The organism is Pseudomonas sp. C2B4 (assembly GCF_013359695.1).
GTDB lineage: Bacteria > Pseudomonadota > Gammaproteobacteria > Pseudomonadales > Pseudomonadaceae > Aquipseudomonas.
On record NZ_JABFMU010000012.1, the window covers coordinates 41,173 to 62,436 of the forward strand.

The 21,264-nt window shown below is 58.4% G+C and carries 18 protein-coding genes; all 18 read left to right on the top strand.

All coding sequences use genetic code 11. The features are described 5' to 3' along the window. Positions 1 to 368: 368 nt before the first annotated feature. The 18 genes from rpsB to tilS all read left to right on the top strand — a co-directional run bounded on the left by rpsB (position 369) and on the right by tilS (position 21,156). On the top strand, positions 369 to 1,106 hold the full coding sequence (gene rpsB / locus HNQ83_RS11075) for a 30S ribosomal protein S2 (protein ID WP_008057307.1): 738 nt from the start codon (positions 369 to 371) through the stop codon (positions 1,104 to 1,106). 190 nt (positions 1,107 to 1,296) lie between these two features. Continuing rightward, positions 1,297 to 2,160: a translation elongation factor Ts gene (gene tsf / locus HNQ83_RS11080; protein WP_175388987.1), complete on the top strand. Its 864-nt coding sequence runs from the start codon at positions 1,297 to 1,299 to the stop codon at positions 2,158 to 2,160. 210 nt (positions 2,161 to 2,370) lie between these two features. Then, entirely contained in the window at positions 2,371 to 3,114 is a 744-nt protein-coding gene (pyrH, locus tag HNQ83_RS11085; protein ID WP_003222124.1) for a UMP kinase, read from the top strand. Further along, the gene (gene frr, locus HNQ83_RS11090) at positions 3,111 to 3,668 is read left to right on the top strand and encodes a ribosome recycling factor (protein ID WP_095197092.1); all 558 of its coding nucleotides are present in this window, start codon (positions 3,111 to 3,113) and stop codon (positions 3,666 to 3,668) included. The genes pyrH and frr overlap by 4 nt, the downstream gene beginning before the upstream one ends. 13 nt (positions 3,669 to 3,681) lie before the next feature. Continuing rightward, entirely contained in the window at positions 3,682 to 4,437 is a 756-nt protein-coding gene (uppS, locus tag HNQ83_RS11095; RefSeq protein ID WP_175388988.1) for a polyprenyl diphosphate synthase, read from the top strand. Then, on the top strand, positions 4,437 to 5,243 hold the full coding sequence (locus HNQ83_RS11100; RefSeq protein WP_175388989.1) for a phosphatidate cytidylyltransferase: 807 nt from the start codon (positions 4,437 to 4,439) through the stop codon (positions 5,241 to 5,243). The genes uppS and HNQ83_RS11100 overlap by 1 nt, the downstream gene beginning before the upstream one ends. After that, positions 5,240 to 6,430, top strand: coding sequence for a 1-deoxy-D-xylulose-5-phosphate reductoisomerase (gene ispC / locus HNQ83_RS11105; protein WP_175388990.1), 1,191 nt, complete (start codon positions 5,240 to 5,242; stop codon positions 6,428 to 6,430). Before HNQ83_RS11100 ends, ispC begins: the two co-directional genes overlap by 4 nt. A 53-nt stretch (positions 6,431 to 6,483) precedes the next feature. Continuing rightward, positions 6,484 to 7,836, top strand: coding sequence for a sigma E protease regulator RseP (gene rseP, locus HNQ83_RS11110; RefSeq protein ID WP_175388991.1), 1,353 nt, complete (start codon positions 6,484 to 6,486; stop codon positions 7,834 to 7,836). A gap of 72 nt (positions 7,837 to 7,908) precedes the next feature. Then, positions 7,909 to 10,284 (top strand): outer membrane protein assembly factor BamA, encoded by a 2,376-nt coding sequence (gene bamA, locus HNQ83_RS11115; protein ID WP_175388992.1) that lies wholly within the window; start codon positions 7,909 to 7,911, stop codon positions 10,282 to 10,284. Positions 10,285 to 10,329: 45 nt separating this feature from the next. Next, positions 10,330 to 10,833 carry an OmpH family outer membrane protein gene (locus tag HNQ83_RS11120; RefSeq protein ID WP_008000031.1) on the top strand — a complete coding sequence of 168 codons (504 nt, stop codon included), beginning with the start codon at positions 10,330 to 10,332 and terminating at the stop codon, positions 10,831 to 10,833. Between the two features lie 3 nt (positions 10,834 to 10,836). Next, entirely contained in the window at positions 10,837 to 11,892 is a 1,056-nt protein-coding gene (gene lpxD, locus HNQ83_RS11125) for a UDP-3-O-(3-hydroxymyristoyl)glucosamine N-acyltransferase (protein ID WP_175388993.1), read from the top strand. Between the two features lie 108 nt (positions 11,893 to 12,000). Continuing rightward, on the top strand, positions 12,001 to 12,441 hold the full coding sequence (gene fabZ, locus HNQ83_RS11130) for a 3-hydroxyacyl-ACP dehydratase FabZ (protein WP_007940511.1): 441 nt from the start codon (positions 12,001 to 12,003) through the stop codon (positions 12,439 to 12,441). Continuing rightward, positions 12,438 to 13,214 (top strand): acyl-ACP--UDP-N-acetylglucosamine O-acyltransferase, encoded by a 777-nt coding sequence (lpxA, locus tag HNQ83_RS11135; RefSeq protein WP_175388994.1) that lies wholly within the window; start codon positions 12,438 to 12,440, stop codon positions 13,212 to 13,214. Before fabZ ends, lpxA begins: the two co-directional genes overlap by 4 nt. Before the next feature lie 2 nt (positions 13,215 to 13,216). Beyond that, positions 13,217 to 14,347, top strand: a complete 1,131-nt coding sequence (lpxB, locus tag HNQ83_RS11140) for a lipid-A-disaccharide synthase (protein WP_175388995.1) — start codon at positions 13,217 to 13,219, stop codon at positions 14,345 to 14,347. An 11-nt stretch (positions 14,348 to 14,358) separates the two neighbouring features. Then, the gene (gene rnhB / locus HNQ83_RS11145) at positions 14,359 to 14,985 is read left to right on the top strand and encodes a ribonuclease HII (protein WP_175389048.1); all 627 of its coding nucleotides are present in this window, start codon (positions 14,359 to 14,361) and stop codon (positions 14,983 to 14,985) included. An 84-nt stretch (positions 14,986 to 15,069) separates the two neighbouring features. Continuing rightward, a complete protein-coding gene (gene dnaE, locus HNQ83_RS11150) occupies positions 15,070 to 18,591 on the top strand; it encodes a DNA polymerase III subunit alpha (protein ID WP_175388996.1) in 3,522 nt (1,173 codons plus the stop codon). Positions 18,592 to 18,730: 139 nt separating this feature from the next. After that, positions 18,731 to 19,678 carry an acetyl-CoA carboxylase carboxyltransferase subunit alpha gene (locus HNQ83_RS11155; protein WP_175388997.1) on the top strand — a complete coding sequence of 316 codons (948 nt, stop codon included), beginning with the start codon at positions 18,731 to 18,733 and terminating at the stop codon, positions 19,676 to 19,678. Between the two features lie 149 nt (positions 19,679 to 19,827). Further along, on the top strand, positions 19,828 to 21,156 hold the full coding sequence (gene tilS / locus HNQ83_RS11160) for a tRNA lysidine(34) synthetase TilS (RefSeq protein ID WP_175388998.1): 1,329 nt from the start codon (positions 19,828 to 19,830) through the stop codon (positions 21,154 to 21,156). Positions 21,157 to 21,264: the final 108 nt, after the last annotated feature.

Consider the following 21,264-nt stretch of genomic DNA (forward strand, 5'->3'; position numbering starts at 1 on the left):
GGCTCTCTCTGCGCTCGACGGCGCTTCTCAAACGGAATGGGCATCGCGTGATCGAACTTCGCCGCCCTGAAAAACGCGATTCTAACAGACGAACAGCGCAAATCCGCGCCTCTGTGCATCGCTTCTCTATATAGGATGGTGCAATCTGCGCGGATTCCAGGGGCTGGAACACCCTGGTCGCCAGGATTTCAGAATCCGGGTTCCGTTTTTTCCGACCCTGTGGTATAAAATGCGCCGCTTTCCGGGGATGTCCCGAAAAGCTTAAATCCACACACGTGTCGACACGATGACCTGGGTGCCTTCAGCTGATGCTGCTGGTTGGTCATTGGGATACGTGGAGGCCAAACCCGACTTATTAAGGAACTATCATGTCCCAAGTCAACATGCGCGATATGCTGAAGGCCGGTGTGCACTTCGGTCACCAGACCCGTTACTGGAACCCGAAAATGGGTAAATACATTTTCGGCGCGCGTAACAAGATCCACATCATCAACCTTGAAAAAACCCTGCCAATGTTCAACGAAGCTCTGACTTTCGTAGAGCGTCTGGCCCAGGGCAAAAACAAGATTCTGTTCGTCGGCACCAAGCGTTCCGCTGGCAAGATCGTTGCTGAAGAAGCAGCACGTTGCGGTTCGCCGTACGTCGATCACCGCTGGTTGGGCGGCATGCTGACCAACTTCAAAACCATCCGTGCTTCCATCAAGCGTCTGCGTGACCTTGAAGTGCAAGCCGAAGACGGTACTTTCGCCAAGCTGACCAAGAAAGAAGCGCTGATGCGCTCCCGTGACCTGGAAAAGCTGGATCGTTCCCTGGGTGGTATCAAGGACATGGGCGGTCTGCCAGACGCTCTGTTCGTTATCGACGTTGATCACGAGCGCATCGCGATCACCGAAGCCAACAAGCTGGGCATCCCGGTTATCGGCGTAGTCGATACCAACAGCAGCCCGGAAGGCGTTGACTACATCATCCCAGGCAACGATGACGCAATCCGCGCTATCCAGCTGTACATGGGTTCGATGGCTGACGCTGTTATCCGTGGTCGCAACAACGTTGCTGGCGGCACCGAAGTGTTCGTAGAAGAAGCTCCGGCAGCTGCAGCTGAGTAATTGACGCCCTGGCGTTGACTCAGTAAGCAAAAAGGGGGCTTGGCCCCCTTTTTGCCACCTCGAAAACCATTTGTCGGCGCCCACTGGCCTGTTTGTAACGTGCGGCAGCTAACAAGGGTGGTTCGGGAAGAATTGAACGCCCGTTCGATCGGGTGGAATGGTTGATAACCTATCCAAGAGGAATTTTGAAATGGCAGAGATTACTGCAGCGTTGGTCAAAGAACTGCGCGAGCGTACCGGCGAAGGCATGATGGACTGCAAAAAGGCCTTGACCAAGGCTGGCGGCGACATCGAGAAAGCCATTGATGACATGCGCGCTTCGGGCGCCATCAAGGCAGCCAAGAAAGCTGGCAACGTTGCCGCTGAAGGCGCAATCGCCATCAAGGCCGACGACAAGTCTGCCGTACTGCTGGAAGTGAACTCGCAGACCGACTTCCTGGCCCTGCAAGACGACTTCAAGAACTTCGTTGCTGCCAGCGTAGAAAAAGCTTTCGACGAAAAACTGACCGACGCAGCTCCGCTGATCGCCGCTCAGGAATCGGCTCGTGAAGCCCTCGTGGCCAAAGTTGGCGAAAACGTCAACATCCGTCGCCTGGTTCGCGTAGAAGGCGACGTGGTAGGTACCTACCTGCACGGTAACAAGATCGGTGTTGCTGTTGTCCTGAAGGGCGGCGACGTCCAGCTGGCCAAGGAAATCGCCATGCACGTGGCGGCAAGCAACCCTGAGTTCCTGGTGCCATCGCAGGTTTCGCCAGAAGCCATCGAGCGCGAGAAGGCTGTATTCCTGCAGCTGAACGAAGACAAGATGAAAGGCAAGCCAGCCGAAATCGTTGAAAAAATGATCGCTGGTCGTATCACCAAGTTCCTGGCCGAAGCCAGCCTGGTTGAGCAAGCTTTCGTGATGAACCCGGAAATCACCGTAGGTGCTCTGGCCAAGAAAGCCGGCGCTGAAATCGTTTCCTTCACCTACTTCAAAGTCGGCGAAGGCATCGAGAAGCCAGTTGATAACTTCGCTGAAGAAGTTGCTGCTCAACTGGCTGCTGCCAAGCAATAAGACGGTTTTTAACTGTCGCCCTGAAGAGGCTGCCCGCTCACGCGCGCAGCCTCTTTTCAGATGGGTCACCAATTTTTAATTGGTTTCCGTTTGGAACTGGCTTACAAAGCCATGTTCCGATGGCGCTGAAGCAGCGCCAAGCTAGAGTGAACGCCAGCTGTAAACAGCTCGCAAAGAATTTTTTAAAATACGCCGCAGGAGAGATTCGCAATGGCTCAGCAGGGCAGTGGTTATCAGGCTCGCTATAAACGCATTCTACTCAAACTTAGCGGCGAGGCCCTGATGGGCTCGGAAGAGTTCGGGATCGATCCGAAGGTTCTGGATCGCATGGCCCTGGAAGTTGGCCAACTGGTCGGCATCGGTGTCCAGGTCGGTCTGGTGATCGGCGGTGGTAACCTGTTCCGTGGCGAAGCGCTGAGCAAGGCCGGCATGGATCGGGTCACCGGTGACCACATGGGCATGCTGGCCACTGTGATGAACGCCCTGGCCATGCGCGATGCGCTGGAACGTGCCAATATCTCGGCCATCGTGATGTCGGCCATTTCCATGGTTGGCGTGACCGATCACTATGATCGCCGCAAAGCCATGCGCCACCTGAACTCCAAGGACGTGGTGATTTTCGCGGCCGGTACCGGCAACCCGTTCTTCACCACAGATTCGGCAGCCTGTCTGCGTGCGATCGAAATCGATGCCGATGTCGTGCTCAAGGCAACCAAGGTCGATGGTGTTTACACCGCTGACCCGTTCAAAGACCCGCATGCCGAGAAGTTCGATCATCTGACCTACGATGAAGTGCTGGATCGCAAGCTGGGTGTGATGGATCTGACGGCCATTTGCCTGTGCCGCGACCACAAGATGCCATTGCGCGTATTTAACATGAACAAGCCCGGCGCCCTGCTGAACATCGTGCATGGCGGCGCTGAAGGGACCCTGATCGAGGAAGGCCAACAATGATCAACGAAATCAAGAAAGACGCTCAAGAGCGCATGCAGAAATCCGTAGAATCGCTGGCGCACAACTTCGGCCGCATTCGTACCGGCCAGGCGCACCCAAGCATTCTGGAAGGCGTGATGGTGCCGTACTACGGCGCCGACACCCCGATCAAACAGGTAGCGAACATCACCGTTAAAGATGCACGCACCCTGCAGGTCGTTGCCTTCGAGCGCAACATGTTGGGCGCCGTCGACAAAGCCATTGGTAGTGCTGGTCTGAACCTCAACCCAACCAACCTGGGTGAGTTGCTGCTGATCTCCATGCCGGCCCTGACCGAAGAAACCCGCAAGGGCTTCACCAAGCAGGCTCGTGATGTGGCTGAAGACGCTCGTGTTGCCGTGCGCAACATCCGTCGTGATGCAAACAGCCAGCTCAAGGATCTGGTCAAGGAAAAGGAAATCAGCGAAGACGAAGAGCGTCGTGCTACTGGCGAAATCGATGATTTGACCAAAAAGTTCGTGGCCAAGATCGACGCAGACCTGGCGCAGAAAGAAAAAGACCTGATGGCCGTATAAGGGTCACGTGTTAATGGACAAGACCAAGCAGACTGCGCCGTCCGCGGTGCCGCGCCATGTCGCGATCATCATGGATGGTAATAATCGCTGGGCGAAAAAACGCTTTATGCCGGGTGTCGCCGGGCATAAAGCGGGTGTGGACGCAGTTCGTGCGGTCATCGAGGTGTGTGCCGAGTCCGGGGTCGAGGTGTTGACCCTGTTCGCGTTCTCCAGTGAGAACTGGCAGCGCCCGGCCGATGAGGTCAGTGCCTTGATGGATCTGTTCTTCAAGGCATTGCGTCGCGAGGCCAAGCGCCTGAACGACAACAACATCAGTTTGCGCATCATTGGCGATCGTTCGCGGTTTCATCCGGAGCTTCAGGCTGCCATGCGTGAAGCCGAGGCGATGACTGCCGGCGCGAATCGCTTCGTGCTGCAGATCGCCGCCAACTACGGTGGTCAGTGGGATATCGCGCAGGCTGCCCAGCGACTGGCTCGGGAAGTCCAGGCCGGGCATTTGCGTCCGGAGGACATCACGCCGGACCTACTGCAAACCTGCCTGGCGACCGGCGATCTGCCGCTGCCGGACCTGTGCATCCGTACCGGTGGCGAGCACCGCATCAGTAACTTCCTGCTGTGGCAACTGGCATATGCCGAGTTGTACTTCTCCGACCTGTTCTGGCCGGACTTCAAACACGACGCCATGCGTAACGCGCTGGCCGATTTCGCATCCCGCCAGCGTCGTTTCGGTAAAACGAGCGAGCAGGTCGAGGCTGGAGCCCGGGTTTAATGCTTAAACAACGAATCATCACTGCGCTGATCCTGTTGCCGATTGCCCTGGGCGGGTTTTTCCTGCTCGAGGGTTCCGGTTTTGCGCTGTTCATCGGGCTGGTCGTGACCCTTGGCGCCTGGGAATGGGCGCGACTGGCAGGCTTCACTGCCCAGTCGATGCGCGTAGGTTATGCCGCTGTCGTCGCGTTGATGCTGTTTATCATGCACATCCTGCCCGGCCTCGCGCCTTGGGTGTTGGGGGCTTCGGTGCTCTGGTGGGGCATTGCGACCTACCTGGTGCTGACGTATCCACGTTCCAGCGATCACTGGGCCAGTGCGGCCTGCAAACTGGTGATAGGCCTGCTGATCCTGTTGCCTGCCTGGCAAGGCCTGGTGCAGATCAAGCAGTACCCGCTCGGTAACTGGTTGATCATGGCGGTGATGGTGCTGGTCTGGGGTGCCGATATCGGTGCGTACTTTTCCGGTCGGGCTTTCGGCAAGCGCAAGCTGGCGCCGCAGGTCAGCCCTGGCAAGAGCTGGGAGGGTGTCTACGGCGGTCTGGCCTTGAGTCTGGTCATCACCGTTCTTGTCGGGTTCTTTCGCGACTGGACCGTCGCCGAGTTGTTCAAGGGGTTGATCGGTGCAGCCGTGATCGTCTTCATCTCGGTCGTGGGTGATCTCACCGAAAGCATGTTCAAGCGCCAGTCCGGGATCAAGGACAGTAGTAATCTGCTGCCGGGTCATGGCGGGGTGCTGGACCGGATCGATAGCCTGACTGCGGCCATTCCCGTATTTGCCGTGCTGCTGTGGATGGCTGCACCGTGAGCCGCCCTCAGCAGATTACCGTTTTGGGGGCGACCGGTTCGATTGGTCTGAGCACCCTTGATGTGATCGCTCGTCATCCCGAGCGTTATAAAGTCTTTGCCTTGAGCGGGTTTACCCGTTTGAGTGAGTTGCTGGCGCTGTGCGTGCGACACACCCCGCGATTCGCCGTCGTGCCAGAAGCGGGCGCCGCTCGCGCGTTGCAGGATGACTTGCGTGCTGCAGGTCTTTCGACCCGCGTGCTGGTGGGTGAGGAAGGCTTGTGTCAGGTCGCTGCCGATCCTGAAGTGGATGCGGTGATGGCGGCCATTGTCGGGGCGGCGGGGTTGCGTCCGACGCTGGCGGCAGTGGAGGCGGGCAAAAAAATCCTCCTGGCCAACAAAGAGGCACTGGTGATGTCCGGTGCGTTGTTCATGCAAGCCGTGCACAAGAGCGGTTCGGTATTGTTGCCGATCGACAGTGAGCACAATGCGATTTTCCAGTGCATGCCACAGGATTACGCCCGTGGGCTCGGCGCAGTCGGCGTGCGTCGGATTTTGCTGACGGCCTCTGGCGGTCCGTTCCGACAGACGCCTATCGCTGAGCTGGCGCATGTTACGCCTGAGCAGGCTTGCGCTCACCCGAACTGGTCCATGGGGCGCAAAATTTCGGTCGATTCGGCCAGCATGATGAATAAAGGGCTCGAGTTGATCGAGGCCTGCTGGCTGTTTGATGCCAAGCCGTCACAGGTTGAGGTGGTGATTCATCCGCAGAGCGTGATTCATTCGCTGGTGGACTACATCGATGGTTCGGTTCTGGCCCAATTGGGCAATCCCGACATGCGCACGCCCATCGCCAATGCGTTGGCGTGGCCTGAGCGAATCGATTCGGGTGTAGCACCGCTGGACCTGTTTGCCGTCGCCCGCCTGGACTTCCAGGCGCCGGATGAAGAGCGTTTCCCTTGCCTGCGCCTGGCGCGTCTGGCGGCTGAGGCGGGTAACAGCGCACCGGCCATGCTGAATGCGGCGAATGAGGTTGCTGTGGCGGCGTTTCTCGACGGACGGGTTCGTTACCCGGAAATCGCGAGTATCATCGAAGAAACATTGAATCTCGAGCCGGTGGTGGCAGTGGATGATCTTGAGGCGGTGTTCACGGCAGATGCGAAGGCGCGTGTGCTGGCCGAACAATGGCTGAGTCGTCACGGGCGTTAAGTGCTGCGTTGCGTTGGTTCACGCAGCACCTGAAAGAAATGCGGAGAAAGTAGATGAGCGCGCTCTATATGATTGTCGGCACCCTGGTGGCTTTGGGCGTGCTGGTCACCTTCCACGAGTTCGGCCATTTCTGGGTCGCGCGTCGCTGTGGGGTCAAGGTGCTGCGTTTCTCCGTGGGCTTCGGCATGCCGCTGCTCCGCTGGCACGACAAGCAGGGTACTGAGTTCGTTGTGGCCGCCATTCCGCTCGGTGGCTACGTGAAGATGCTCGACGAGCGTGAAGGCGAAGTGCCCGTTGATCAGCTCGATCATTCCTTTAATCGCAAATCGGTTCGTCAGCGTATTGCTATCGTAGCGGCTGGGCCGATTGCCAACTTTTTGCTGGCGTTTGCGTTTTTCTGGGTGTTGGCCATGCTCGGCAGCGAGCAGGTGCGCCCGGTCATCGGTGCTGTCGAGTCTGGCAGTATTGCCGCCAAAGCCGGTTTGAGCGCTGGGCAGGAAATCATCTCCATCGATGGCGAGCCGACTTCCGGCTGGGCCGCGGTGAATCTGCAACTGGTCCGTCGATTGGGGGAAAGCGGTTCCCTGCAATTGCTGGTTCGTGAGCAGGGATCCACGATTGACTCGCCGCGTGAGCTGGCGCTGGACAAGTGGCTCAAGGGTGCCGACGAGCCGGATCCGATTCGTTCGCTGGGTATCCGTCCTTGGCGCCCGGCATTGCCGCCAATCCTGGCCGAGCTTGACCCGAAAGGTCCGGCACAGGCTGCAGGCCTGAAGATGGGGGATCGGTTGCTGGCGCTTGATGGCCAGTCGCTGGATGACTGGCAGCAGGTGGTCGATATCGTCCGTATGCGTCCTGATACCAAAATCATGCTGCGGATCGAGCGCGATGGTGCTCAAATCGACGTCCCGGTCACGCTGGCTGCGCGCGGTGAGAAAAAGGCGCCGAGCGGTTATTTGGGGGCGGGGGTGAAGGCGGTCGATTGGCCACCCGAGATGATCCGTGAGGTCAGCTACGGTCCTTTGGCTGCGATTGGGGAAGGGGCTCGACGTACCTGGACCATGAGCCTGCTGACCCTCGATTCATTGAAGAAAATGTTGTTCGGCGAGCTCTCGGTAAAAAACTTGAGTGGACCGATAACCATTGCTAAAGTGGCGGGCGCTTCGGCCCAGTCGGGTGTCGCTGATTTCCTGAATTTCCTTGCTTATCTGAGTATTAGCTTGGGGGTTCTGAATTTGCTGCCCATTCCTGTGCTGGATGGGGGGCATTTGTTGTTTTATCTGATCGAGTGGGCGCGTGGTCGCCCCTTGTCGGATCGGGTGCAAGGTTGGGGGATACAGATCGGTATCAGTTTGGTGGTCGGAGTGATGTTGCTCGCTCTGGTCAATGATCTAGGCCGTCTGTAACGTCGCTGAATTGCGAATCTGCCGCATTTTGCGGCAGTTTGTTTATTGCCAGTTGGAATAAGAAAGGACTTCATGAAACGTCTGCTGCTAACTGCGGTTCTCACCGTATTGATGATCGCCGAAGTTCACGCCGAGTCCTTCACTATCTCTGATATTCGCGTCAATGGCCTCCAGCGGGTCTCCGCGGGTAGCGTCTTTGGTGCTTTGCCGTTGAACGTCGGTGAACAGGCGGATGATCGTCGCCTGGTGGAATCCACGCGTGCGCTGTTCAAAACCGGTTTCTTTCAAGATATCCAGCTGGGCCGCGATGGCAACGTCCTTGTCATCACTGTAGTCGAGCGTCCGTCGGTTGCCAGTATCGAGATCGAAGGTAACAAGGCGATCTCCACTGAAGACCTGATGAAGGGCCTCAAGCAATCAGGTCTTGCCGAAGGCGAGATCTTCCAGCGCGCCACCCTCGAAGGTGTGCGTAACGAGCTGCAGCGCCAATATGTTGCCCAAGGCCGCTACTCGGCTACCGTAGACACCGAAGTGGTGCCGCAGCCGCGCAACCGCGTTGGTCTGAAGGTCAACATCAACGAAGGCACCGTTGCGGCTATCCAGCACATCAACGTGGTGGGTAACACGGTTTTCCCTGATGAAGATCTGATCGATCTGTTCGAACTCAAGACCACCAACTGGTTGTCGTTCTTCAAGAACGACGACAAGTATGCTCGTGAAAAGCTCTCCGGTGACCTGGAGCGTCTGCGCTCCTACTACCTGGACCGTGGCTATATCAACATGGATATCGCTTCGACCCAGGTGTCCATCACCCCGGACAAGAAACACGTCTACATCACCGTCAACATCAACGAAGGCGACAAGTACACCGTTCGTGACGTGAAGCTGAGCGGTGACCTGAAAGTTCCTGAGGACCAGGTCAAGTCGCTGTTGTTGGTGCAGAAAGGCCAGGTGTTCTCTCGCAAGTTGATGACCACCACCTCCGAGCTGATCACCCGTCGTCTGGGTAACGAGGGTTACACCTTCGCCAACGTCAACGGCGTGCCACAGCCTCACGATGAAGATCACACCGTAGACATCACCTTCGCGGTCGATCCGGGCAAGCGTGCTTACGTCAACCGCATCAACTTCCGTGGCAACACCAAGTCGGAAGACGAAGTGCTGCGTCGTGAAATGCGTCAGATGGAAGGTGGTTGGGCTTCGACCTACCTGATCGACCAGTCCAAGACCCGTCTTGAACGCCTGGGCTTCTTCAAGGAAGTCAACGTTGAAACCCCGGCCGTACCGGGCGTCGACGACCAGGTGGATGTGAACTACAGTGTGGAAGAGCAAGCGTCCGGTTCGATTACCGCCAGCGTCGGTTTCGCCCAGAGCGCGGGTCTGATCCTTGGTGGTTCGATCACCCAGAACAACTTCCTCGGTACCGGTAACAAGGTCAGCATCGGCTTGACCCGCAGTGAATACCAGAGCCGCTATAACTTCGGTTATGTCGACCCCTACTGGACCGCTGATGGCGTGAGCCTGGGTTACAACGCGTTCTACCGCACCACGGACTATGACGATCTCGATGTTGACGTAGCCAGCTATTCCGTAGACAGCCTGGGTGCGGGTGCAAGCGTCGGTTATCCAATCAGTGAGACATCGCGTCTGACCTTCGGCTTGACTGTTCAGCAGGACGAGATCAAGACGGGTATCTATACCGTTGACGAGATCTTTGACTTCGTGAACAAGGAAGGCGACAAGTACCTGAACTTCAAGGCTTCGGCCGGCTGGTCCGAGTCCACCCTGAACAAGGGCGTGCTGGCGACCCGTGGTCATTCCCAGAGCCTGGTGCTGGAAAGCACGACGCCAGGCAGCGACCTGTCGTTCTTCAAGCTTGATTACCGTGGCCAGCTGTTCCAGCCATTGTCCGAAAACTACACCATGCGCCTGCATACCGAGTTGGGTTATGGCGATGGTTACGGTTCGACCGATGGCTTGCCATTCTATGAAAACTACTATGCTGGTGGTTTCAACTCGGTTCGTGGCTTCAAGGACAGCACTTTGGGTCCTCGCAGTACGCCAAGTACCGGCAAGAACCCTGGCACTGCTGTCGACCCGGACCAGGATCCGCTGCCGTTCGGTGGTAACGTCCTGATCCAGGGTGGTGTGGAGGTGTTGTTCCCTCTGCCGTTCGTCAAGGATCAACGCTCCCTGCGTACTTCGGTATTCTGGGATGTGGGTAACGTATTTGACTCCAAGTGCTCGGATGTCACCAACGCTGATGGTACGAAGTCCAACACCCAGTGCAATGACATCAGCCTGAGCAACATGGCAAGTTCCGTTGGTGTGGGTGTGACCTGGGTCACCGCACTGGGTCCTCTGAGTTTCGCGCTGGCCATGCCAGTCAAGAAACCGGATGACGCTGAAACTCAAGTGTTCCAATTCTCCCTCGGCCAGACGTTCTAAGCGTCTGACCCAAGATAACGACAATGGATTTTGTAGGAGTGCATCGTGCGTAAGTTGACTCAATTGGTTCTCCTGGCTTCCGTACTGGTAGCAGGCCCGGCATTTGCCGACATGAAAATTGCCGTACTGAACTATCAGATGGCGTTGCTGGAATCCGATGCGGCCAAGAAATACGCTGTGGATGCCGAGAAGAAGTTCGGTCCTCAACTAACCAAGCTCAAGACGCTGGAAAGCAGCGCCAAGGGTATCCAGGACCGGCTGATGGCCGGTGGCGACAAAATGCAGCAAGGCGAACGCGAACGTCTGGAGCTTGAATTCAAGCAAAAGGCTCGTGACTTCCAGTTCCAGTCCAAGGAGCTGAACGAAGCCAAAGCCGTTGCCGACCGCGAAATGCTGAAGCAGCTCAAGCCGAAACTGGACAGCGCTGTGGAAGAAGTCATCAAGAAAGGTGCTTATGACCTGGTCTTCGAGCGTGGTGCAGTGATTGATGTCAAACCTCAGTACGACATCACGCGCCAGGTTATCGAGCGCATGAATCAGCTGAAGTAATCCATGACAGCGACCATTAAGCTCGGCCAATTGGCCGAGTTCCTCGGCGCCACCCTCCGTGGCGACCCGGAGAAAGCAATTACTGGGCTAGCCACCTTGCAGGAGGCTGGCCCAACTCAGTTGAGCTTTCTCGCCAACCCCCAGTACCGAAAGTACCTTGCAGGCAGTCAGGCTGCAGCTTTGTTGCTCAAGGCCGCTGACGCCGAAGGTTTTTCCGGGAATGCACTGGTGGTGCCTGACCCTTACGCTGCCTACGCTCGCGTGTCTCACTTGTTCGATCCCAAGCCCAAGGCGGCTGCCGGCATACACCCGACGGCGGTGATTGCGGCGGACGCCGTGGTTGACCCGGCGGCGAGTATCGGTGCCTTCGTGGTCATCGAAAGCGGAGCACGTGTTTATGCGGGTGCGACCATCGGCGCGCACTGTTTCATCGGCGCCCGCAGTGTCATCGGCGAAGGTGGCTGGCTCGCGCCGCGCGTCACCCTGTATCACGATGTGCGCGTCGGCAAGCGGGTGGTGATTCAATCCGGTGCGGTGCTTGGCGGCGAAGGTTTCGGATTTGCCAACGAGAAAGGTATCTGGCAGAAGATCGCCCAGATTGGTGGCGTATTGGTCGGCGATGACGTGGAAATCGGTGTGAATACTGCCATCGACCGTGGCGCACTGGCCGATACCATCATTGGTAATGGCGTGAAGCTCGACAACCAGATACAGATTGCCCACAACGTTCAGGTAGGTGATCACACCGCCATGGCGGCGTGCGTGGGTATTTCCGGCAGCACCAAAATCGGCAAGCATTGCATGCTCGCCGGTGGCGTAGGGCTGGTGGGGCATATCGATATTTGCGACAACGTATTCATCACCGGGATGACCATGGTGACCCATTCGATTACCGAACCGGGCGCCTATTCTTCCGGTACGGCGATGCAGCCGGCAGCCGAGTGGCGCAAAAGCGCGGCACGTATCCGTCAGCTCGATGACATCGCGCGGCGTTTGCGACAGCTGGAAAAGCAGGCAGGGGAAGTGACCCCTGACGGTAATGCTTCATCAGATGGCTGATACCATTTCCATATCAAGTGTGCACAGCCGCTAGACTGCGTCCTTGATTTGCTAGAGGAGTGCGCATCAGTCGCGCGCTCCCAATCTTTACATAGGCTTCCCCCCGAAATGATGGACATCAACGAGATTCGCGAATACCTGCCTCACCGTTACCCGTTCCTGCTGGTGGACCGGGTCGTGGATCTGGATGTGGAAGGCAAGCGCATTCGCGCCTACAAGAATGTCAGCATCAACGAACCGTTCTTCAATGGTCACTTTCCCGCGCATCCAATCATGCCGGGCGTGCTGATCATCGAGGCGATGGCTCAGGCTGCCGGCATCCTTGGTTTCAAGATGCTCGACGTGAAGCCCGCCGATGGCACGCTTTACTACTTCGTCGGCTCCGACAAGTTGCGCTTCCGCCAGCCAGTGTTGCCAGGTGATCAGTTGATCCTTGAAGCGAAGTTCATCAGCTGCAAGCGTCAGATCTGGAAATTCGAGTGCCAGGCCTCGGTGGATGGAAAACCGGTCTGCTCTGCTGAAATCATCTGCGCGGAACGCAAACTATGAGTTTGATTGACCCTCGCGCAATCATCGATCCGACGGCCGTCCTGGCCGACGGTGTCGAGGTCGGCCCTTGGTCGATCATCGGCGCAGGTGTGGAAATCGGCGAGGGAACGGTCATCGGTCCGCACGTGATTCTCAAAGGCCCGACCCGAATCGGTAAGCACAACCGCATCTACCAGTTTTCCTCGGTAGGCGAGGACACACCGGATCTGAAATACAAGGGCGAAGAAACGCGCCTGGTGATTGGTGACCACAACGTCATTCGCGAAGGCGTGACGATTCACCGTGGGACCATTCAAGACCGTTCGGAAACGACCTTGGGTGATCACAACCTGATCATGGCCTATGCACACATCGGTCACGACAGCGTTATCGGCAATCACTGCATCCTGGTCAACAACACGGCGCTGGCCGGTCACGTGCATGTGGAGGACTGGGCCATCCTGTCTGGCTTTACCCTGGTTCACCAGTATTGCCATATCGGTGCCCACAGCTTTTCCGGCATGGGGACTGCCATCGGCAAGGACGTTCCTGCCTACGTCACGGTGTTCGGCAACCCGGCCGAGGCTCGCAGCATGAACTTCGAAGGCATGCGTCGTCGCGGTTTCAGCGAAGACGCCATCCACGCCCTGCGTCGTGCCTACAAGGTCGTTTATCGTCAGGGCCTGACGGTTGAGCAGGCGCTCGCCGAACTGGCCGAAGCCTCGGCGCAGTTCCCGGAAGTCGCAGTGTTCCGTGACTCCATCCAGTCTTCGACCCGCGGCATCACCCGCTAATCATGGCCAATCTGCGTATTGCGCTGGTGGCGGGTGAGGCTTCCGGCGACATTCTCGGCGCGGGTCTCATGCGCGCGCTCAAGGCCCGCCATCCGGCGGTCGAATTCATCGGTGTTGGTGGTCCGCTGATGCAGGCCGAAGGCTTGAGCTCCTACTTCCCAATGGAGCGCCTGTCGGTCATGGGCCTGGTGGAAGTCCTGGGGCGTTTGCGCGAACTGCTGGCGCGCCGCAAGAAGCTGGTGGCAGACCTGATTGCCGCGAAACCGGACGTCTTCATCGGTATCGATGCTCCGGACTTCAACCTCAATATCGAGCTAAAGCTGCGTCAGGCCGGGATCAAGACGGTGCATTACGTCAGCCCTTCGGTCTGGGCCTGGCGGCAGAAGCGTGTGCTGAAGATTCGCGAAGGTTGCGACCTGATGCTGACGCTGTTCCCATTCGAAGCGAAATTCTACGAAGAGAAAGGCGTTCCGGTGCGGTTTGTCGGGCATACCTTGGCCGATGCCATTCCGCTGGAAGCCGACCGCGCTGCTGCGCGGGCCGAACTGGGATTGCCTGACGGACCGTTGGTTGCGCTGATGCCCGGTAGTCGTGGCGGCGAAGTCGGCCGTCTCGGTGCGTTGTTTCTCGATACGGCCCAGCGCCTACGGGCACTGCGCCCCGGTGTGCGGTTTGTAGTGCCTTGTGCCAACCCACAGCGCCGGGCGCAGCTTGAAGAGCTGTTGGCCGGCCGGGATCTGCCGCTGACATTGCTTGATGGCAAGTCCCATCTGGCCCTGGCGGCTTGCGACGCCGTGCTGATTGCATCTGGTACCGCAACGCTGGAAGCCTTGTTGTACAAGCGGCCCATGGTGGTCGCCTATCGCTTGGCACCGCTGACGTTCTGGATTCTCAAGCGCATGGTGAAAAGCCCCTACGTGTCATTGCCGAACCTGCTGGCCCAGCGCCTGCTGGTCCCCGAACTCCTTCAGGATGACGCGACGGTCGAGGCTCTGGCCCAGACCCTGTCGCCGCTGATCGAGGGGGGGCAGGAGCAAACTCGCGGTTTCGACGAAATCCACCGTACCCTGCGTCTCGATGCCTCCAATCAAGCGGCCGATGCGGTATTGAACCTGGTCGGCCAAGTACAATGAGTAAAACAAGCATGCAGATGGGGCTGGATTTCACCTTGGTCGCTGAAGTGGAAGATTTGGTTGCCGGTGTCGACGAAGTCGGCCGTGGCCCGCTCTGTGGCGCTGTGGTGACCGCAGCGGTGATCCTCGATCCGCAGCGTCCGATTCTCGGTCTGAACGACTCGAAAAAACTCACCGAGGCCCGCCGCGAAAAGCTCTACGACGAAATCTGCGAAAAAGCCCTGAGCTGGTGCATTGCCCGCGCAGAAGTCGAAGAGATCGACGAGCTGAATATCCTGCACGCCACCATGCTGGCCATGCAGCGCGCCGTGGCCGGGCTGCACATCCAGCCGAAGCTGGCGATGATCGACGGTAACCGTTGCCCGAAATTGCCGATGCGCGCCGAAGCCGTAGTCAAAGGTGATAGCAAGGTCCCGGCTATTGCGGCAGCCTCTATTCTGGCCAAGGTCAGTCGCGACCGTGAAATGGCGGCGTTCGAGCTGATTTACCCGGGCTACGGCATCGGTGGCCATAAAGGCTATCCCACGCCCGTTCATCTGGAAGCGCTTACCCGCCTTGGCCCGACCCCGATTCACCGGCGCTCCTTCGCTCCGGTGCGTCTGGCGTATGAGGCTCGGGAAAGCCTCGCGGAGAGTTAGTCGCAAGGCTGATTTTTTTTACCAAGGCCCGGTACAATCCGGGCCTTGTTGCTTTCACGTCTCTAGTTTCTAGACAGGATCACTATGCCGGCTTCATTCGTTCACCTACGCCTGCACACTGAATACTCCCTGGTCGACGGTCTGGTGCGGATCAAACCGCTGGTCAAGACCCTGGTCGGCATGAATATGCCTGCCGTAGCGGTCACCGATCAGAACAACATGTGTTCCCTGGTCAAATTCTATAAAAACGCCATGGGTGCCGGGATCAAGCCGATCTGCGGCGCCGACCTGTGGCTGTCGAACAAGGATCCGGATAACCCGCTGAGCCGGATCAGCCTGCTGGTCATGAACCCGGTGGGTTATCGCAACCTCACCGAGTTGATTTCCCGCGGTTTCATCGATGGGCAGCGCAATGGCTCGGTCATCGTCGAGCGCGAGTGGGTGGCCGAAGCCAACGAAGGCTTGATCATGCTCTCGGCGGCGAAAGAGGGCGAGATCGGCCAAGCCATGCTCAGCGGCAACCCGGATGAAGCCGAAACTCTGGCGCGTGAGTGGATGGCGGTGTTTCCAGAGCGTTTCTATCTGGAAATCCAGCGTACCAACCGCCCTAACGATGAAGAGCAATTGCATGGCGCCGTAGCCCTGGCCGAGAAGATCGGTGCGCCGCTGGTCGCCACCAACGATGTGCGTTTCCTCAAGCAGGAAGACTTCGAGGCCCACGAAACCCGCGTCTGCATCGGTGAGGGGCGGGCCCTTGACGATCCGCGGCGTTCGAAGAATTACAGCGATCAGCAATACCTCAAAAGCGCCGAGGAAATGGCCGAGCTGTTCAGCGATATCCCCGAGGCACTGGACAACACGGTCGAGATTGCCAAGCGCTGCAACATCGACGTGAAACTGGGCAAGCACTTCCTGCCGGATTTTCCTACGCCCAATGGCATGGGCATTGACGACTACCTGCGCCATGTTTCCCACGAAGGCCTGGAAGAGCGTCTGGCCGTATTGTGGCCGAAAGACACGACCCCCAATTACGAAGAGAAGCGCCAGGTCTACCTCGATCGCCTGAAGTTCGAGCTGGATATCATCATCCAGATGGGGTTCCCCGGTTACTTCCTGATCGTTATGGACTTCATCAAGTGGGCCAAGAACAACGGCGTGCCGGTGGGCCCCGGCCGGGGGTCGGGCGCCGGATCTCTGGTCGCCTACGTACTGAAGATCACCGACCTCGACCCGCTGGCCTATGATCTGCTGTTCGAACGTTTCCTCAATCCGGAACGGGTATCCATGCCCGACTTCGACGTCGACTTCTGCATGGACGGTCGCGACCGGGTGATCGAGTACGTGGCCGACGCCTACGGTCGCAACGCGGTGAGTCAGATCATCACGTTCGGCACCATGGCCGCCAAGGCAGTGGTGCGCGACGTGGCGCGGGTGCAGGGCAAATCCTACGGTCTGGCCGATCGCCTGTCGAAGATGATCCCCTTCGAGGTCGGCATGACCCTGGAGAAGGCCTACGAACAGGAAGAGGTGCTTCGCGATTTCCTCAAGGTCGACGAAGACGCCAAGGAAATCTGGGACATGGCACGCAAGCTTGAGGGTGTCTGCCGGGGTACCGGCAAGCACGCCGGTGGCGTGGTTATCGCCCCGACCAAGCTCACGGACTTTTCGCCGATCGCCTGTGATGAAGAGGGCGGTGGCCTGGTCACCCAGTTCGACAAGGACGACGTCGAGGCTGCCGGCCTGGTGAAGTTCGACTTCCTCGGTTTGCGGACCCTGACCATCATCAAGTGGGCGATGGAAACCATCAACCGCGAACAGGCCAAGAAAGGCCTGGATGACTTGAACATCGACTTCATCCCGCTCGATGACAAGAAAACCTACGAGTTGCTGCAGAAAGCCGAAACCACAGCGGTGTTCCAGCTCGAATCCCGTGGCATGAAGGAGCTGATCAAGAAGCTCAAGCCCGACTGCCTGGAAGACCTGATCGCACTGGTGGCACTGTTCCGTCCCGGCCCGCTGCAATCGGGCATGGTGGACGACTTCATCAACCGTAAGCACGGTCGCGCCGAACTGGCATACCCACACTCGGACTACCAGTACGAAGGCCTCAAACCGGTATTGGCACCGACTTACGGCATCATCCTGTATCAGGAACAGGTGATGCAGATTGCCCAGGTCATGGCTGGCTACACCCTGGGTGGTGCGGACATGCTGCGCCGGGCCATGGGTAAGAAAAAACCCGAAGAAATGGCCAAGCAGCGCGGCGGTTTCATTGAGGGTTGCGCCACCAACAACATCGACGCCGACCTGGCCGGTAACATTTTCGACCTGGTGGAAAAATTCGCCGGTTACGGCTTCAACAAATCCCACTCCGCTGCCTACGGCCTGGTGTCATACCAGACCGCATGGCTGAAAACGCACTACCCGGCGCCTTTCATGGCGGCGGTACTCTCGGCGGATATGCACAACACCGACAAGGTCGTGACCTTGATCGAAGAAGTGCGGACCATGAAGTTGCGCCTCGACGCGCCGGACGTGAACACGTCGGAGTTCAAGTTCACGGTGAACGACGAAGGCCGGATCATTTACGGGCTGGGGGCGATCAAGGGGGTTGGCGAGGGGCCGGTGGAGGCGATCACCGAGGCGCGTCAGGACGGTCCGTTCAAGGATCTGTTCGATTTCTGCGCCCGGGTCGACCTCAAGCGTATCAACAAACGTACCCTCGATGGCTTGATCCGCAGCGGTGCACTGGATCGCCTGGGGCCGTACTTCCACGACGAGCCGAAGGCCTATCAGGCCAACATCGATCGCAATCGTGCAGTCCTGCTGGCAGCGATGGAAGAGGCGATCAAGGCCGCCGAGCAAACCGCCCGTACCCATGACAGCGGCCATGCCGACCTGTTCGGCGGTTTGTTCGTTGAGGAAGATGCCGACGTTTACGCCAATCACCGCAAGGCCAGGGAGTTGACGCTCAAGGAGCGTCTGAAAGGGGAGAAAGACACCCTGGGCCTGTACCTGACCGGGCACCCGATTGACGAATACGAAGGTGAGATCCGTCGTTTTGCCCGTCAGCGCATCATCGACCTGAAACCTGCGCGTGATACCCAGACCGTGGCGGGCATGATCATTGCCCTGCGTGTGATGAAGAACAAAAAGGGCGACAAGATGGGTTTCATCACCCTCGACGATCGCTCGGGCCGGATCGAAGCGTCGCTGTTTGCCGATGCGTTCCACTCCGCGCAGGCACTGTTGCAGACCGATGCGATGGTGGTGGTCGAAGGCGAAGTCAGCAACGACGACTTCTCGGGTGGCCTGAGGTTGCGGGTCAAGCGGGTGATGAGCATGGAAGATGCACGCACCAACCTGGCCGAAAGCCTGCGCCTGAAGGTCCAGACCCAGGACCTCAAGGGCGATCAGCTACGCTGGTTGGGCGACTTGTTCAAGCGTCACCGCGGTGCGTGCCCGATTACCATGGAGTACACCAGCCCCGATGCGAAGGCCTTGTTGCAGTTCGGCGAAGGCTGGCGAATTGATCCGGCGGATGCGTTGATTCAAGCCCTGCGTGACCAGTTCGGGCGAGACAACGTCTTCCTCCAATACCGTTAACGGTGAGGTGGCATTACGCTTCCTCATTTGTGACCACATTTTTAATCTCGACCTGAACGCGCCTCTCCCTTAAGGTAGGGCGCGAATAGACAACCGGCCGGCCCAAGCTCCCTTGGATGTCGACCCAAGACGGACGCCTATGAACCCGAATTTTCTAGATTTCGAACAGCCGATCGCCGACCTGCAAGCCAAGATCGAAGAGTTGCGCTTGGTCGGTAATGACAATTCGCTGAATATCGGCGATGAGATCTCCCGCCTGCAGGACAAAAGCAGCACGCTGACCGAAGACATCTTCGGCAAGCTGACCAGTTGGCAGATCGCGCGTCTGGCGCGTCACCCGAAACGTCCATACACCCTGGACTACATCGAACATATCTTCACCGAGTTCGACGAATTGCATGGTGACCGTCACTTCTCCGACGACGCTGCCATCGTTGGCGGTATTGCCCGTCTTGACGACCAGCCAGTCATGGTGATCGGTCACCAGAAAGGCCGTGAAGTGCGCGAGAAGGTTCGTCGCAACTTCGGCATGCCGCGTCCGGAAGGCTACCGCAAGGCCTGTCGCCTGATGGAAATGGCCGAACGCTTCAAAATGCCGATCCTGACCTTCATCGACACGCCGGGTGCATACCCTGGTATCGATGCCGAAGAGCGTAACCAGAGCGAAGCGATCGCCTGGAACCTGCGCGTCATGGCTCGCCTGAAAACCCCAATCATCGCCACCGTGATCGGTGAGGGTGGTTCTGGTGGTGCGCTGGCGATCGGCGTTTGCGATCAACTGAACATGCTGCAGTACTCGACCTACGCGGTGATCTCGCCGGAAGGTTGCGCTTCGATTCTGTGGAAAACCGCCGAGAAGGCACCGGACGCCGCTGAAGCCATGGGCATCACGGCTGAACGCCTGAAAGGCCTGGGCATCGTGGACAAGGTGATCAACGAGCCATTGGGCGGCGCGCACCGTGATCCGGCCGCTGCGGCTGCCTCGATCCGTGCCGAGCTGAGCTCGCAGCTGGCGATGCTGAAGAAGCTGGACCACAAGGCACTGCTGGACCGTCGTTACGAGCGCCTGATGAGCTACGGTCTCTGATCTGACCACGCTTGTGAAATGATGCAAAACCAATGTGGGAGCGAGCCTGCTCGCGAAAGCGGTATAACAATCAACAGAGATGTTGAAAGTTAAGCAGCCTTCGCGAGCAGGCTCGCTCCCACATGGGGTCTATGTGAAGCGATCGACCTATGAATCCTTCGAAGATTGATCTGCCACTCCGGCTCCTGCTAAACCTTGCCTCTTGGCGCAACGCCACAACCTGGCGCATCGCCTTCTCCGGTGGGCTTGATTCCACCGTCCTGCTGCACCTGCTTGCACACCTCGCAAAAACCGAATCCCTGCCGGCGCTGAGCGCCATCCATATCCATCACGGCCTTCAGGCTGCGGCCGACGCGTGGCCGGAGCACTGCCAATCGGTCTGTGATGGGCTGGGTGTGCAGCTAGAGGTTGTGCGCGTTCAAGTTCAGTCCGGTGCCAGCCTTGAGCGTGCGGCTCGGGATGCGCGTTATGCGGCGTTCAATGATGTTACTCACGCCAACGAAGTGCTGTTGACCGCTCAGCATCGGGACGATCAGGCGGAAACCCTGCTGTTTCGCTTGTTGCGGGGCGCCGGGGTGAGGGGCTTGTCAGGCATGCCGCAGCAGCGCCCGTTGGGTGAAGGGCATTTGCTGCGGCCCTTGCTCGACGTTTCCCGCATGGAGCTGGAAGCTTATGCGGCCGAGCATCAGCTGAGCTGGATCGAGGATCCCTCCAATCAGGATCGACAATTCTCGCGCAATTATCTGCGTCACCAGGTGTTCCCGGTGTTGATCTCGCGTTGGCCGCAGGCAATGACAACCATGGCCCGCAGCGCTGCGCACTTGAGTGAGGCGCAGGGGCTGCTGGATGAGCTGGCACAGATCGACTTGAGCCAGGCACGTACCGTCAGTGAATTCGATTGGCTGCGTGTGCCTTCGCTGGAGCTTGCGCCACTGGAAGATCTCTCCACCGCGCGGCAGCGCAATGTACTGAGTCACTGGCTTGAGCCGCTGACACGGCTCCCCGATAGCGACCATTGGTCGGGTTGGGAGGATCTGCGCGATGCGACCGGCGATGCCCGGCCGATCTGGCGGCTGGCGGATGGCGAATTGCACCGGGCCGGTGGGCGGATCTGGTGGTTGTCCGGTAGCTGGCTACGTCCTTCGTTCCTTTCCGGCGCATGGCCTGAGCCCTCGCTGCCGCTGGCGTTGCCTGGCAATGGCGTTGTCACGCTCACCGGGCAAATTCCCGATGGCCCTTTGCAGATCCGCTATCGTGAGGGGGGAGAGGTGATGGATTTGCCGGGTCGCGGGCATCGTGATTTGAAGCGTTTGCTCAACGAACGTGGCGTGCCGCTGTTCGTGCGCGGCAGATTGCCGCTGCTGTTCAAGGGCGAGCAGTTGTTGGCGGTGGCTAATCTTCCTGGGCTCAATGGCGATGCGGCAGGTGAATGGAATTTGCACTGGCAACCGCCGGGCGAAGATCAAGGTTTGAGCTGAAAGGGGCTTTCCGGTAGACTACGCTCCCTTCTTGATACAACTTCTGTGGATTCGCCTGAATTGCAGGAGTTGCCGATTACCAAGCAGTCTTTGCTGGGCGATTCCAAA

Bases quoted from the DNA above. Each gene is read 5' to 3' on its own strand.
- rpsB (WP_008057307.1), top strand. From the start codon at position 369: ATGTCCCAAGTCAACATGCGCGATATGCTGAAGGCCGGTGTGCACTTC.
- tsf (WP_175388987.1), top strand. From the start codon at position 1,297: ATGGCAGAGATTACTGCAGCGTTGGTCAAAGAACTGCGCGAGCGTACC.
- pyrH (WP_003222124.1), top strand. From the start codon at position 2,371: ATGGCTCAGCAGGGCAGTGGTTATCAGGCTCGCTATAAACGCATTCTA.
- frr (WP_095197092.1), top strand. From the start codon at position 3,111: ATGATCAACGAAATCAAGAAAGACGCTCAAGAGCGCATGCAGAAATCC.
- uppS (WP_175388988.1), top strand. From the start codon at position 3,682: ATGGACAAGACCAAGCAGACTGCGCCGTCCGCGGTGCCGCGCCATGTC.
- HNQ83_RS11100 (WP_175388989.1), top strand. From the start codon at position 4,437: ATGCTTAAACAACGAATCATCACTGCGCTGATCCTGTTGCCGATTGCC.
- rseP (WP_175388991.1), top strand. From the start codon at position 6,484: ATGAGCGCGCTCTATATGATTGTCGGCACCCTGGTGGCTTTGGGCGTG.
- bamA (WP_175388992.1), top strand. From the start codon at position 7,909: ATGAAACGTCTGCTGCTAACTGCGGTTCTCACCGTATTGATGATCGCC.
- lpxD (WP_175388993.1), top strand. From the start codon at position 10,837: ATGACAGCGACCATTAAGCTCGGCCAATTGGCCGAGTTCCTCGGCGCC.
- fabZ (WP_007940511.1), top strand. From the start codon at position 12,001: ATGATGGACATCAACGAGATTCGCGAATACCTGCCTCACCGTTACCCG.
- lpxA (WP_175388994.1), top strand. From the start codon at position 12,438: ATGAGTTTGATTGACCCTCGCGCAATCATCGATCCGACGGCCGTCCTG.
- lpxB (WP_175388995.1), top strand. From the start codon at position 13,217: ATGGCCAATCTGCGTATTGCGCTGGTGGCGGGTGAGGCTTCCGGCGAC.
- rnhB (WP_175389048.1), top strand. From the start codon at position 14,359: ATGCAGATGGGGCTGGATTTCACCTTGGTCGCTGAAGTGGAAGATTTG.
- dnaE (WP_175388996.1), top strand. From the start codon at position 15,070: ATGCCGGCTTCATTCGTTCACCTACGCCTGCACACTGAATACTCCCTG.
- HNQ83_RS11155 (WP_175388997.1), top strand. From the start codon at position 18,731: ATGAACCCGAATTTTCTAGATTTCGAACAGCCGATCGCCGACCTGCAA.
- tilS (WP_175388998.1), top strand. From the start codon at position 19,828: ATGAATCCTTCGAAGATTGATCTGCCACTCCGGCTCCTGCTAAACCTT.